We start from the raw sequence: 13,460 nt of genomic DNA, 5'->3' as shown, positions 1-13,460 counted from the left end.
CCGGCGAAACGCCACCAGAGCATCGGCGAAACAGCATTGCATGCAGCTCGCGAAAGCCTGCCCGCGTGGCAGCGCAGGTTAAACTCTGGGCCGTGCCCATCCAACCGCGGCGGCTCATCGCGCCTGTCCGCACAGCTCGTGGAGTTTTTCCTGATGACTGGCGGTTTTCCGCGCCCCGCCCGGCGCCTGCCGATTGTCCCGCTCGATTCGCCCGATTCGCTCGATCTGCTTCGTCTGTTCCGCTGGCTGTGCGTGATGTCCGCGCTGTTCGCGCTCGCCGCGCTGTCCGGTTGCAGCAGCCTGCTGTGGGGTACGCAGCAGGCGCCGATCGTCGAGGCGACGGTGATGCCGGTCGAGCCGGCGAGCGCGCCGGTCGCCGCGTCCGCGCCTGAACCGGTCGAGACCGAGGCGAACGAAGGGCCCGAGCAGCCGAAGAAACCGAAGAAGCCGGTGGTGAAGCCGCGCAAGGTCGAGCCGCCGCCGCCGATCGTCGTGCCCGCCCCGCCGCCGCCCCCGCCGCCGCCGCCGCTGATCGTGCTGCGCACGATCGAGCGCAGCGACGCGCGCGCGCTGCTCGACAGCCAGGTGCAGAAGCCCGACGGCAAGGTGGTCGGCCGCGCGGTCGACCTGATCGCCGACGCGGCCGGCAAGCCGCGCGAGATGGTCGTCAATCTGCAAGGCTTCCTCGGCGTCGGCGACCGCAAGGTGAACTTTCAGTGGGGCGCGTTCCACTTCACGCCGAGCGCGAAGGGTCCGCCGATCACGCTGAACGCGACAGCCGTGCCGATCAGCGCGAACAAGCTGAGCCCGCTGGAATTGCCGCTGCTCGATTCGACCGTCGAGCGCGCGAACGGCGCGAAGGTGGGTCGCGTAGTCGACGTGCTGATCGACGGCAACGCGCAGCCGCAGGCGATCGTGCTCGACGTGAGCGGCATGGTCAGCACCGACCGGCGCACGATCGCCGCGAACTGGTCGGCGCTGCGCTTCGTCACGCGCGACAAGGAACTGCATCCGCAGATCGATCTGAGCGACGCGCAGATCAACGCGGCACCGGCCTATGCGAGCGACAAGCCGATCCGCGCGGTGTCGCCGGCGCCACCTGCCGCGCCGGCGGCCACGGCGCCGCCGGCCGCGTCGACCGCGGTCGCGGTTTCCAACGCACGGGCGGTCCGATGACGGTCCGCACTCTGGTCACGGCGCGAAGTCTGCGCGCGCTCGATTGGCTCAACTTCTTCGTCGCCAACGTGCAGACGGGCTTCGGGCCGTTCATCGCGTCGTACCTCGCGTCGCATAAGTGGACCCAGGGCGAGATCGGCATGGTGCTGTCGGTCGGCACGATCAGCGCGATGGTCAGCCAGGTGCCCGGCGGCGCCGCGGTCGACGCGTTGCGCAACAAGAAGGCCGCGGCGGCGTGGGCGATCGGCGCGATCATCCTGAGCGCGATGCTGCTCGGGATCAGTCCGACCGTGCTGCCGGTGATCGCCGCCGAGGTGTTCCACGGCTTCGCGAGCTGCATGCTGACCCCGGCGCTCGCGGCGATCTCGTTCGCGCTCGTGGGCCGCGCCAATCTCGGCGACCGGCTCGGGCGCAATGCGCGCTGGGCGTCGATCGGCAGCGCGGTCGCGGCCGGCCTGATGGGTCTGTTCGGCGAGTACTACTCGCCGCGCGCGGTGTTCTTTCTGACCGCGGGCCTCGCGGTTCCCGCACTGATCGCGCTCGCGATGATCCAGCGCACCGATACGATCCAACTGCCGCAAGCGGCGCCGACACCCGAGCAGCTCGAGCGGCGCGAAAGCCTGCGCGCGCTGCTGCGCGACCGGCGCATGCTGCTGTTCGCCGCCTGCATCGTGCTGTTCCATCTGTCGAACGCGGCGATGCTGAACCTGGCCGCAGGCGAAGTGACGGCCGGCATGGGCGACAACGTGCAGCTCGTGATCGCGGCGTGCATCATCGTGCCCCAGGCGATCGTCGCGATGATGTCGCCGTGGGTCGGGCGCTCGGCCGAACGCTGGGGCCGCCGGCCGATCCTGCTGCTCGGCTTCTCCGCGCTGCCGGTCCGCGCGCTGCTGTTCGCCGGCATCAGCAGCCCTTATCTGCTCGTGCCGGTGCAGATGCTCGACGGCCTGAGCGCCGCGGTGTTCGGCGTGATGCTGCCGCTGATCGCCGCCGACGTCGCCGGCGACAAGGGCCGCTACAACCTCTGTATCGGCCTGTTCGGGCTCGCGGCCGGCATCGGCGCGACGCTGAGCACGACGGCGGCGGGCTTCGTCGCCGATCATTTCGGCAATGCGGTGAGCTTCTTCTGTCTCGCGGCGGCCGGTGCGCTCGCGGTGCTGCTGGTGTGGGCGGCGATGCCCGAGACGCGTGATGCGGCGGCAACCAGTAACGGCGATGGTAATGGCGCGGCGGTGGCCGGTCGGGGGAAGTCGGCAGCGAGGTGAGGTGCGGGAGATTGCCGGTCACTGCGCTCGACGCTTATAGCCGCTCTTCAATGCGTCGACGACAAGCTCGACTGCTCGGGATGATCTGCGGCGACCCGGATAATAGACGTGATGCCCAACGAACGTGGGAAACCAGTCTTCCAGCACCCAACGCAGACGCCCTGCCCGGACATGCACCTCGGCCAGGTCTTTGGGCACGTACGCGAGCCCAAACCCTTCGAGTGCCGCGTCCAACATCTGGTAGACATTATTGAACGTGAGCTGGCCTTCGACCCGCACCTGCAGTTCTCGGCGGCCCTTCTGTAATTCCCAAGGCAGCAGTGAATCTCGCGTTGGCAGTCTCAGATTAATGCAGTTGTGCAGCGTCAGATCCTGCGGCTTCCTGGCAGGTGCGGTCGATTGCAGGTACCCTGGAGAGCCCACGATTGCCATCGTCATGTCAGGCGCGATTCGCACCGCAACCATGTCTTTGGCCACCTGGTCGCCTAGCCGCACGCCGATGTCGTACCGATCGGCGACGATGTCCGCCAACCCGTAGTCATTGACCAATTCGATCTTCAGGTTGGGGTACTGGCGCAGCAACGGTTGCAGACGCGGCCAAACATACGAGTTTGCCGCGTAATCGGTGGTCGTGATTCGGACGGTTCCGCCCGGGCGGCTTGTCATCGCGCGCAAGGAATCAAGCTCCGCTTCGATTTCCTGGAAACGCGGGGCAATCGCCGCCAGTAGCCGTTCGCCTACCTCCGTCAAGGAGACACTGCGGGTAGTGCGCGTCAGCAATTGAAGGCCCATCCGCTTTTCGAGGCCGGCAACCGTACGGCTCAAGGCCGACTGCGAGACGCCCAGTTGAGCGGCCGCCCGCGTGAAGTTGCGCTCACGCGCGACGTTCATGAAGCCGACTAGGTCGTTCAAATCCTCTTTCAATTAATGCTCCAGCGCATAAGGGCATGCCGATATTGCCATCTAGTCGCATCAATTGCCAGGCGTTAGATTAGCTGGAACTGGTGTACACCCACACCGGCACCCACGAGGAACAGTCATGGAATTGAAACGTGCGGGCTCGCAGCCCTCGAAGAAAGGTCCTGAAGAATGGTTTACGGGTACGGTGCGGCTCGACCCGCTGAACGCCCCGCCCCCGCCGGCGCGCGTTTCGTGTGCAAGCGTCACGTTCGAACCCGGCGCGCGGACCCACTGGCACACCCATCCGCTTGGTCAAACCTTGATCGTTACGGCCGGCTGTGGCTGGACCCAATGCGAAGGCGAGCCGCGCGTCGAAATCCGTGCCGGCGACGTGATCTGGTGTCCGCCGAGCCACAAGCACTGGCATGGCGCAACCTCGACGACCGCGATGACGCATATCGCCATTCAGGAAGCGCTCGACGGCAAGAACGTCGAATGGCTGGAAAAGGTCACGGACGAGCAGTATCTCGGCAGCGGCGACCGATCAGGACGTGGCCGCGGGCATGGCCAAGACGTATGAGAAGGCCATCGCGGCCAGTTCGTTTGCGCGCGTAGTGGCCTTCGCCATCAGCCAGCCCGACGACGTAGACATCAACGAAGTGCTTTCCCGTTCCACTACACAAGCATATTGAGCGCTGTCCGACCGGGCGCGCGACTTCACCTGCCCGGTCTTTTCCACTACAGGAGAAAGACGCCATGCCCCATGTCATCGTGAAAGCCTGGCCCGGAAAGACGGAGGACCAGAAGCGACGTCTGGCCGAGGCCATCACCCGTGATGTGATGCAGATCCTTGGCTACGGCGAGCAATCCGTTTCAGTCGGCTTTGAGGAAATCCCGTCTGACCGATGGAAGGAGGAAGTCTATCGGCCGGACATTGAGGAGCGTTCTCAAACGATCTACAAGAAACCCGGGTACAGGATGTAAAGGCGCGCTTCATGTACAAATCGCCTGCGGCAGCAGCTGCTGCGCAGTCCGTTGTAGCTATCCAGCGACACACCGGGCTATTGCCGTAGCGGCTGCCGCGGTTTTCCATGCGGCACGCCGCGTGGTCAATCCAGAAACTCTGCCGCCCGCTTTCTGAGCATCGCGCTGAAATCGTCCAGCCAGCCGATCGACAGACGCCAGCTCTGCCAGTACAGATCGACGTCGATAGGCTTGCCCGGCGCGATCTCCACCAGTTCGCCGCGCTGCAGATGCCCGGCGATCATCCGCTCGGGGCACATGCCCCAGCCGAGGCTCGTCGCGCACGCGCGCAAAAAACCGGCGACGTGCGGAATCCAGTGCAGCGGCGGATCGAGCTCCGCGCGCGTGATGCGTCGCATGAAGCGCCTTTGCAACTGATCTTTCGGATTGAAGTCGACGCACGGCGTGCGCCGCAGGCTGTCGCGCGTAACGCCGTCGGCGAAATAGCGCGCGAAAAACCCGGGCGAGCAGACCGCGAGGTAGCGCATGCGGCCCAGCCGGGTGGAGCGGCAGCCTTGCACCGGTTCGGCCTGCGTCGTGATCGCGCCCTGCACGCTGCCGTCGCGAATGCGCTGCGCGGTGTAGTCCTGATCGTCGATCACGAGGTCGAGCAGCATCTCGCGTTCGACGCAGAACGGCGCGACCGCGTCGATGAACCAGGTGCCGACGCTGTCGTCGTTGACCGCAACGCGCAATGCCGGCCACGGCTGCCCGAGCGCGCCGGGCAGCGCCGGCACGCGGCCGTTCAGCTCTGCTTCGAGCAATTGCACACGCTCGGTATGGCGGCACAGCAGCGCGCCCGAGGTGGTCGCGACGCACGGCTGGCCACGCTTCACGAGCACACTGCCGACGCGCTCCTCGAGCAGTTTGACTCGCTGCGACACCGCCGACGGCGTGACATTGAGCTCGCTCGCGGCGCGGTCGAACGAGCCGTGACGGACCACGGCGGCCAGCGCGTCGAGCAACGCGTAATCGAGCATTAGCGTTCCTTAATCGGCATTAAGTAAATTAGCTTCTCTTACGAGGTATCGACACGCAGACTAACGCTGTTGGAGGGCCCCGTCTATCCCACTGCTTCCATTTTCTCGGACCGTTTATGAACTGGTTGTCTTTTTCCCACGGCGCGGCGCTGTGCGCGTCGCTGATCGTCACGATCGGCGCGCAGAACGCGTTCGTGCTGCGGCAAGGGATCGTGCGCTCGCACGTCGGCAAGATCGTGCTGTTGTGCACGCTATCGGATTTCATTCTGATCGGCGCGGGCGTCGGCGGTGCCGCGGTGCTGATGGAGCGTTACCCGCGCTTCGTGCACGCGATGCTCTATGTCGGGCTCGCGTATCTCGCCTGGTTCGGCATCAGCGCGCTGCGCCGCGCCGTGCGGCCGGGACACGCGGTGCTCGATGGCTCGGCGGGCGCCTGCGCCGGTGAAGCGCCGCCCGCGCAACGCGCGCTGCCGATCGTGCTGATGACGCTTGCGTTCACGTGGCTCAATCCGCACGTCTATCTGGACACGTTCCTGCTGATCGGCACAGCCGGCGCGCGCGAGCCGCAAGGCGCGCGGGTCGCCTTCGCGCTCGGCGCGATGACGGTCAGCGCCGTGTGGTTCGTCGGCCTCGGCTATGGGGCGCGCGTGCTCGCGCCGCTGTTTCGCCGCGCAACGGCGTGGCGTGTACTGGATGGCGCGATCGGCAGCATGGTGTTGCTGCTCGCGTTCACGCAGTTGCGATGAGCGTTCGACGCGGGCCTTATTTCAGCGCCGATGCTTGCCGCTCGCCTCGCGCGGCTTGCACATCGGCTTCGTCGCGCGGTACGAGATTCATCAGCCGCGCGAGCACCGGCCACTTCAGCAGCGACTCCTGGTAGGCCTCCTTCGCCTGGGCATCGAAATAGCGGCGTGGCTCGACCTCCGGCAAGCGCAGCGCGAGGCCGCTGATGTCGTCGACGGGCCAAGCGCCGTGCGCGGCGTCTTTGGCGGCATGTTGCGGGTTCGTCATTTGCCGTCCACCCACACGCCGTCCGGCGTCTTCACCACATAGCCGGATGCGGTCTTCATTGTCACGGTCCCTTCGTTTTCGCCGACCATCTGCGTTTGCGGCAGGTTCGTCGCGTACTGCGACAAGCTCACGCCCGGCTTGAACGGACTGTTCGACACAAGGTTCGACAGCAGCTGCGCCACCGCGAGGAAGCTCGTCGGATTGTCGATCACCGTGGTCGGCCCATGATTTCCGTTGAAACCGACGATGCGCACGCCGACCGGCCCATGCACGATGCGCGGCGTCGGAATCTCGCGCAGGCCCGCCACCTGGTTCGCGTCGCCGCGCAGCGCCGCGCCGTGCTCGGGCACGAACACGATCACCGCGCGCCGCCCCGACGACGCGATCAGATCGGCGAAGCGGTCGAAGTCGCTCATCAGTTTGTTCACGCGCAGCGGATACGAATCGATACTCGTCAGGCTGCTGTTCGGCAGCCGGTTGCCGTCGTGCAGGCTGATCGTGTTGTAGTACAGCGCGACCGGCCCCGCGATGCTCGCGCGCTGCGCGTACCAGGCGGCGAGCGTCTCGTAGTCGTCGCGGATCGGCGAGCCGTCGAACGCATGCATCGCGACCGGCACGCTCGTGTTCGGAATCAGCGGCACGTTCGGCCCGCCGGCGTTGTCGTGGACCAGTTCCAGGAAGTTGTCGAAGTGGCCGTCATGGTTCAGCATCGTCTGCGTCGTGTAGCCGGCCTGTGCAAGATCGGCGAGCAGGTAGCACTGCGGCGGCGCGTTTTTGTAGAGGTCCGCGTGCGCCTGCTGACCGCAGCTCGCGCGCAGCACGCGAATCGCGGCCGGCCCGCTGTAGCTCGCCGCGGTGCTGAAGTTCGTGAACAGATAGTCGAAGTGGGAGAGCAGCGGATGATTGCGAGCCTTCGCCACATCGAGGTCGTCCCACGACAGCGAGCAGATATGCAGCACGATCACATCGAACTGCGCGTTAGGGTCGGCGGCGAGATGGCCGAAGCTGACCTGCCGTTGCGACTCCTGCGTGCGGAACGCGGCGAGCGCCGCGTTATGGTCGAGCGGCTGAGCGGCGAGCGGGTTGTTCCCTGCATTCGCGCCGCTCGTCGCCGCGGTACGCGCCGACGCGTCACGCCATTGCGCGAGCACCAGCCCGCCCTCGTGCCACAACGGAATCGCGACCAGCGCGATCAGCACGAAGCTCGTAACCCGCATCCAGCGATTCACGATCAGATAGCCGACGAGCGCGCCCAGCGTGGCGAGCAGCAGCATCGGCGGCAAGAAGCGCTGCGCCAGTTCGAGCCAGTAGCCGAAGCTGAACGTCGTCAGATTGCCGAACTCCTCGGTAAGACGCGAGAACGGCGGCACGTTTGCCTCGTGGTACATCAGCGGCACGCCGAGCGCGAGGCCGAGCAGGTTGCGCACGATGCGCAGCGCGCGCCGGCGCAGCGTCGAGCTGACGACGAGCGCGAGCGCGAAGCCGAGGTTGGCGAGCCACAGCGGCTGCAGATGGCCGCCCGCGAACAGATACAGCTTGAGGATGAAGTACAGGTTCCACAGAGTCATGAACGGGTTCTCTCATTGGCCTGGCGCGCGACGCTGCGCGAGAGGCGGCATCAATATCGGGTGCGGTCGAGCGCGAGCAGCGTCTCGCAGGCACGCGCAAGCCCGCCCCACAGCCGCGAATAGCCTTCGACGCCCATCGCGAGCACTTCCTTCAAACCGCGCAGCGGCGCATCCTCGCTCGTTTGCGCGTCCCAGTCGAGCCACGCGTCGGCGCGGCCGAACGTGCATTGCACGAGTTGCCGCTCCTGTTCGAGCGTGAGGCCGTCGAAGCGCACGCCGAGGTGCCGGCCTGCGCAACGGCTCACGTGCACCGGAAAATGGAACTGGCGGTCGCCGCGGCTCAGGCACACGCCGAGGCTGTCCCCCGGCGCGAGATTCAGACCCGGCTCGACGTCGAGACCGAGGCCGCCGGTCGAATAGTCGCTGGTCGCGCACGCGAGCGTCGTGCCGTCCGCGAGCAGCAGCGTCGCCGCCGCACGCATCGCGATCCGGTGCGTGACGCGCACCTGCTTCGCCTCGCGCGCGACGCTCGCGGCCGCGCCGAGCATCACGAGGTTGTAGAGCGTCCAGAACACGTTCATCAGGATCGTCGCCGTTTCGCCGCCCGGCCCGAACATGAGCCGGTACACGCCGGCGGCGAGTGCGCCGGTGTTCAGCGCGAGCAGCACCAGATACGGCTTCGAGGTCGACCAGTCGAAGTGGCTTTCGCCGATGCGCCCGCCCTTGTCGGTCACGTTGAACTTGCCGTGCTTGGGGCTGAAGAACGCGATCGTGGTCGGCAGCGCGATGTACCACGCCAGCACCGACTCGTAGACTTCGGCCCAGAACGAATGACGGAACTTGCCCTGCATGCGCGAGTTCGCAACGTTCGCGAGCACGATGTACGGCAGCACGAATCCCGCGATCGTCGTGGCCGATGCGTTGATGAAGTACATCTGGAAGAACAGGTACGCCATCGGCATCGTCAGAAACACGAGCCGCGGTACGCCGTAGAAGAAATGCAGCATCGCGTTGCCGTAGCAGAGCCGCTGGAAAAAGCTCAGCCCGCGTCCGAGGAACGGATTATCGATGCGGAAAATCTGCGCCATCCCGCGCGCCCAGCGCGTGCGCTGGCGAATATGGCCCGCGAGGCTTTCGGTCGCGAGACCGGCGGCCTGCACGGTCGGCAGATAGGCGGTCGTGTAGCCGCGCCGGTGCAGCTTGAGCGCGGTGTGCGCGTCTTCGGTGACCGTCTCCACCGCGATGCCGCCCACTTCTTCGAGCGCCGCGCGTTTGAGGACCGCGCAGGAGCCGCAGAAGAACGACGCGTTCCACAGATCGTTGCCCGACTGCACGAGCCCGTAGAACAGGTTGCCTTCGTTGGGCACGCGGCGGAAGGTGCCGAGGTTGCGCTCGAACGGGTCCGGCGAGAAGAAGTGATGCGGCGTCTGCACCATCGCGCAGCGCGCGTCGCGCAGGAAGGTGCCCATCGTCGTTTGCAGGAACGAGCGCGTCGGCACGTGATCGCAATCGAAGATCGCGACGTACTCGCCTTGCGTGCTGGCGAGCGCGCTATTGATGTTGCCGGCTTTCGCATGACGGTTGTCGTCGCGCGTCAGATAGCCGATACCGCACGCGTGCGCGAACGCTTTGAATTCGTCGCGGCGGCCGTCGTCGAGCAGATACACGCGCAGTTTGTCGGCGGGCCAGTCGATGCCTTGCGCGGCGAACACGGTCGGCCGCACGACGGCCATTGGCTCGTTGTAGGTCGGAATATAGATGTCGACGCTCGGCCAGCTCGACGTGTCGATGGGCAGACTCGCGACCGCGCGTTTCAGCGGCCATGCGGTCTGCACGAAACCGAGCAGCAGAATCGCCCACGTATACGCCTCCGCGCCGAACAGCAGATAGCCGAGGATCGCCTCGCCCGGCGTCTGAAACGACAAGGTCTGCGTGACGCGCCACCAGACGTAGCGCATCATCGCGAGCAGCGCAAGCGTCGTCAGGATCAACACCGGCATGCGGCCCGGCAAGCGTCGCACGATCAGCGCGACGATCACGAGGACCGCGAAGAATTCGAACTGGCCGCCGGATTGCAGCGGCGACGAGCCGATCATCGCCCACAAGCCGACACCGCCGACGGCCAGCAACGGCAGCAGCCAGCGAGCACGGCCGACGCGCTGTGTCGCGTCTTCGAGCCGCGCGCCCCAGCGCTGCCACGGCAAGCTCGCCAGCAGTGCGTCGATGCGCTCGCGCCCGCGTCGCCCGAGCAACCATAGCGGCACCAGCCAACGGTCGATCCAGCCGGCCAGCGCCTGGACGCTCGCGGCAGCGCTCTTTGACGCCGAGCGCGGCGCGCGCACGATCGCACGCCACAACCATGCGCGCGGTCGATGCGGCTCGAGCACGCCCCATTGCAGCGCGAAATGCAGCACGGCCGCGCGAATCCAGCGGCGCGCGCAATCGGGCTTGCCGGGCGCGGGCGGCTGGAAGAACAGGCGCACGAACCAGTCGAGCGGCGTGCGCGTCGCGGGCAGGCCGAGCCCACGCGCGAGCCAGTCGAGCACACGCTCACGCGACAAGCGCGATACCCGCGCGCTCATGACGCGCCGTCCGGCCGATCGAGCGGCGCGGCGGCCTCGGTGAGCCACGCGTCGAGCCAATTCGCGAGCCCCTGCAGGTCGTGTGAGGCCTGCGAATGCGGGGCGTCGTCGAATAGCCAGGTGCCGCGCGCGAACGACTCGGGCATCGCGGCATCGACATGCACGCGCTGCGCGAGCGGCAGGTTATCGTCGAGCGCCGCGCCGAGCATCGCGAGCACGTCGCGCTGCATGTCGCGCGCGGGGTTTAGCCGGTTCACGACGATCCGCAGATGCGCGCATGCGCCGCGCAGCGCCGCGAGTCGCGCGATCAGCGTCGCGCAGGCGGCCGGCTCGGGTGGCGTCACGCATAGCGCGAGGTCGGCGCAACGCAGCGCATGCTCGGCCTGCTGCGACGGATAGCGCGCGGTGTCGATCAGCACGACGCCATCGCGCGGCAGATCGAGCTCGGCGAGCGCGTCGGCGAGCCAGCGCGGAGCGGCGCCAAGGCGTGCGTCGCACTGCGCGCTTTGCGCGGCGGACACCGCGCCGTACGGCACGAACAGCACGCCGTCCGCATTGCGCCAGGTGTACCCATGCCACGCGGTCTGCGCATCGAGCAGCGCTTGCGACACACCGGTCGCCGCGAGACCGTCGATGCCGAGCTGCGCGCCGAGCATGTTCTGCGGATCGAAGTCGAGCGCGACGACCTGGCGGCCGCGGCGCGCGAGCAATACCGCAAGCGCGGCGGTCAAGGTGGTGCGGCCGGTGCCACCCGCGGTGGAGACAATGGCGATCGTTTTCATCGCGACACCTCGTGCTGGGCGTCGTCGAGCGCGGGCAGCAGACGCGCGCGCAGCGCGACCGGTTCGATGCCGCACGGCACCGCATCGCGCGGGTTGAAGCCGCGCATCGCCGCGAGGCCGCGCCGTGCGCCGACGCGCTGCCAGACGATCCAGACCGGCAGCCCGACGACCATGCCGGCTACGAAACACATGAGAACCAGTTCGATCATTCGATGCTCCTCGCGCGCACCGGCATCGCGCTGGGTTCGGCGTGACGCCGCGCCCGCGGGGGGTGGGATGGTAGTGGCCCGGACGCCAGTGGCTGCGTCGCAGGGGCGTCGACTGCGAGTTCAGCGCGCGCATGAACCAACGCCTGTTCCACTCGCGCCAATCGCACGGCGGCCACCTGCGCCGGTTCGCGCGCTGCGTCATCCGACGAAGCCGCGAGCGGCGAGCGCAAAGGCGCACCGTCACGCGCGACCGCCGCAAACATGTCGCTGTAGTCCGCGATTCGCGTGCGCCGGTTGGCCGCGTCAAGCGCGTCGAGTTCGGCGCCGATGCTCTGCTCCGCCAGATGCACGACGGTATCGGCGATCCGTTCGACCGGCACATCGACGATTCGCGCCAGCGCGGCGTCCGCATCGGCGAGCCGGCATGCGAACAGAAACACGTACAGATGCGCTGCGTCGACGCTCAGCACGTCGCCCGCGCGGCGCGGCACGCAGTGCTTGAGCGCATCGACGTGCGCGCATTGCGGCAGCAGCGTCAGCTTCACGAGCACATGCGGCAAGTGCAGCGTCACGCTGCGTGCAAGCACGACGCGCACGCGCTCGCAGAACGCGCCGACTGGCAGATAGCCGCGCACGTCGTCGCTCAACGCGGCGCTCAACGCGCTGCGATAGTCGGCGGCGACCGGTCGCGTACGGAGTTGCCCCTGCAACGACTGCAGCAGCGACTGCAGCCGCGAGAACGGCAGGTCGCGGCCCAACACAAGGTTCGCGCCGAGCGTCAGCACGAGCAACTCATATTGATGCCGCAGCACTTCCCCCCGTTCGGCGACGACGATCTTCAGCGCGCTCCCGGCCTGACGGCGCAGCGCGTGAATCGTCGCGCACAACGCGTCGAGCTGCGCACCGCCCACGTAATCGAGCACGACGGTCGCGGCCTGTGCATGGGCGCACGCGGTCAATACCGCGGCCTGATCGGCGCACACTTCCCAATGCGGCGGCAGCCACGCCTCGTGACCTCGCACCACCGCGCGGCTCACCACCACCCGCTGTTCGTCGCGCGCGAGCAGGCGATCGCCGCGCGCGGCACCGTCGGTCGGTGCATCGGGCGCGACGCTCAGGCGGCCGCTACCGGTAAAGCGCAGCGAGCGGACTTCGCCGGTCACGAGCGTGCGATCGGCGCGCCAGAAGTCCGCATGCCACAGCAGCTCGCCGTGTGTGCGCTCCATCCGCGCGACGCCCGCGCACGCCGCATGGAACGCGTTGCGGCGCGACGCATCGACGGTGCCGGCGGGCGCGTCGCGCGCATCGAGTGAAGCGCCGCCATCGCCATCGCCATCGACGCCGAGCAGCAGCACCAGCGTGATACGGCGCGCCGCGCACCAGTTCGCCAGCATGCTGCCTTCGTGCGCGAGCGCGGCAGCATCGTGCCAGTCGAACCAGCGCTCGGCGCCTTCGATGAAATACAGCGAGCGAGCACGAAAACCGAAGCGCTTCAGCGCGCGCAGACCGCCGAACAGTTTGCCGTGCGTCGCGGCGCTGTCGGCGCGCGGCTCCCGCGCTTGCTCGTCGGCGACGGCCGGCATCGCGAGCACGTTCAGATTGCGCGGCCAGCCCGTAGCCGGCGCGCCGGCGCTAAAGCCCAATTCGCGCAGACGCTGGGCAACGTCCGCGCGCTCGCGCGCGAGCACGACCGTGACGTCGCGCGTTTGCGCGGCACGTGCGCTTTCCCAGATCAGTGTGTCGACGGCAGGCGCCACAACGCCCGGCGTGTCGACGCCCGGCGTGCGCGGCGCCGCATAGATCGCGTATAGCTTGCCGGTTTCGAGCGCGGCCCATTCGTCGGGCAATGCGTCGATCGCGAGATGGCCGACCTGCTGCGTGCGTCGCGGCGCGGCGGTGCCGGCGAATGCGTGCAGCCAGCGTCGCATGAATGCGCGCACGCGCGCCTGGCCTGGATTCGAAAC

The 13,460-nt window shown here is 67.4% G+C and carries 13 protein-coding genes; 5 read left to right on the top strand and 8 right to left on the bottom strand.

Going from position 1 to position 13,460, the window contains the following annotated elements:
• The first annotated feature begins 255 nt into the window (after positions 1 to 255).
• Positions 256 to 1,176 (top strand): cytochrome c oxidase subunit 3 family protein, encoded by a 921-nt coding sequence (locus tag BJG93_RS05440; RefSeq protein WP_051374465.1) that lies wholly within the window; start codon positions 256 to 258, stop codon positions 1,174 to 1,176.
• Positions 1,173 to 2,441, top strand: a complete 1,269-nt coding sequence (locus BJG93_RS05435; protein WP_027197310.1) for an MFS transporter — start codon at positions 1,173 to 1,175, stop codon at positions 2,439 to 2,441. Before BJG93_RS05440 ends, BJG93_RS05435 begins: the two co-directional genes overlap by 4 nt.
• An 18-nt stretch (positions 2,442 to 2,459) precedes the next feature.
• On the opposite strand, the gene BJG93_RS05430 is transcribed toward BJG93_RS05435, so the two are convergent.
• Positions 2,460 to 3,365 carry a LysR family transcriptional regulator gene (locus BJG93_RS05430; protein WP_027197309.1) on the bottom strand — a complete coding sequence of 302 codons (906 nt, stop codon included), beginning with the start codon at positions 3,363 to 3,365 and terminating at the stop codon, positions 2,460 to 2,462.
• Between the two features lie 115 nt (positions 3,366 to 3,480).
• Here BJG93_RS05430 and BJG93_RS05425 point away from each other — a divergent pair, with 115 nt between their 5' ends.
• Both BJG93_RS05425 and BJG93_RS05415 read left to right on the top strand, forming a co-directional pair.
• Positions 3,481 to 3,921 carry a (R)-mandelonitrile lyase gene (locus tag BJG93_RS05425; RefSeq protein ID WP_027197308.1) on the top strand — a complete coding sequence of 147 codons (441 nt, stop codon included), beginning with the start codon at positions 3,481 to 3,483 and terminating at the stop codon, positions 3,919 to 3,921.
• 176 nt (positions 3,922 to 4,097) lie between these two features.
• Complete coding sequence (locus BJG93_RS05415; protein WP_027197307.1) at positions 4,098 to 4,325, top strand: tautomerase family protein; 228 nt, start codon at positions 4,098 to 4,100, stop codon at positions 4,323 to 4,325.
• 125 nt (positions 4,326 to 4,450) lie between these two features.
• On the opposite strand, the gene BJG93_RS05410 is transcribed toward BJG93_RS05415, so the two are convergent.
• On the bottom strand, positions 4,451 to 5,344 hold the full coding sequence (locus tag BJG93_RS05410; protein ID WP_027197306.1) for a LysR family transcriptional regulator ArgP: 894 nt from the start codon (positions 5,342 to 5,344) through the stop codon (positions 4,451 to 4,453).
• Between the two features lie 116 nt (positions 5,345 to 5,460).
• Between BJG93_RS05410 and BJG93_RS05405 the strand changes: the two genes are divergently transcribed.
• Positions 5,461 to 6,090, top strand: coding sequence for a LysE/ArgO family amino acid transporter (locus BJG93_RS05405; protein ID WP_027197305.1), 630 nt, complete (start codon positions 5,461 to 5,463; stop codon positions 6,088 to 6,090).
• A gap of 16 nt (positions 6,091 to 6,106) precedes the next feature.
• On the opposite strand, the gene BJG93_RS05400 is transcribed toward BJG93_RS05405, so the two are convergent.
• From BJG93_RS05400 to bcsE, 6 genes are read right to left on the bottom strand one after another with little or no spacing between them, the layout of a single operon-like run.
• Positions 6,107 to 6,355, bottom strand: a complete 249-nt coding sequence (locus BJG93_RS05400; protein WP_027197304.1) for a hypothetical protein — start codon at positions 6,353 to 6,355, stop codon at positions 6,107 to 6,109.
• Positions 6,352 to 7,923 (bottom strand): cellulose biosynthesis protein BcsG, encoded by a 1,572-nt coding sequence (bcsG, locus tag BJG93_RS05395; RefSeq protein ID WP_027197303.1) that lies wholly within the window; start codon positions 7,921 to 7,923, stop codon positions 6,352 to 6,354. The genes BJG93_RS05400 and bcsG overlap by 4 nt, the downstream gene beginning before the upstream one ends.
• 50 nt (positions 7,924 to 7,973) lie before the next feature.
• Positions 7,974 to 10,505: a UDP-forming cellulose synthase catalytic subunit gene (gene bcsA / locus BJG93_RS05390; RefSeq protein ID WP_027197302.1), complete on the bottom strand. Its 2,532-nt coding sequence runs from the start codon at positions 10,503 to 10,505 to the stop codon at positions 7,974 to 7,976.
• Positions 10,502 to 11,287 (bottom strand): cellulose biosynthesis protein BcsQ, encoded by a 786-nt coding sequence (gene bcsQ, locus BJG93_RS05385; protein ID WP_027197301.1) that lies wholly within the window; start codon positions 11,285 to 11,287, stop codon positions 10,502 to 10,504. The genes bcsA and bcsQ overlap by 4 nt, the downstream gene beginning before the upstream one ends.
• Positions 11,284 to 11,496 carry a hypothetical protein gene (locus BJG93_RS05380; protein WP_027197300.1) on the bottom strand — a complete coding sequence of 71 codons (213 nt, stop codon included), beginning with the start codon at positions 11,494 to 11,496 and terminating at the stop codon, positions 11,284 to 11,286. Before BJG93_RS05380 ends, bcsQ begins: the two co-directional genes overlap by 4 nt.
• Positions 11,493 to 13,424 carry a cellulose biosynthesis protein BcsE gene (gene bcsE, locus BJG93_RS05375; protein ID WP_034479928.1) on the bottom strand — a complete coding sequence of 644 codons (1,932 nt, stop codon included), beginning with the start codon at positions 13,422 to 13,424 and terminating at the stop codon, positions 11,493 to 11,495. Before bcsE ends, BJG93_RS05380 begins: the two co-directional genes overlap by 4 nt.
• Between the last annotated feature and the right edge of the window lie 36 nt (positions 13,425 to 13,460).

It is taken from the genome of Paraburkholderia sprentiae WSM5005 (assembly GCF_001865575.2).
In the GTDB taxonomy this organism is placed as follows: Bacteria; Pseudomonadota; Gammaproteobacteria; order Burkholderiales; family Burkholderiaceae; genus Paraburkholderia; species Paraburkholderia sprentiae.
Note: the sequence above shows the minus strand (reverse complement) of the source record. Positions and strands in the feature narration are given on the sequence as shown.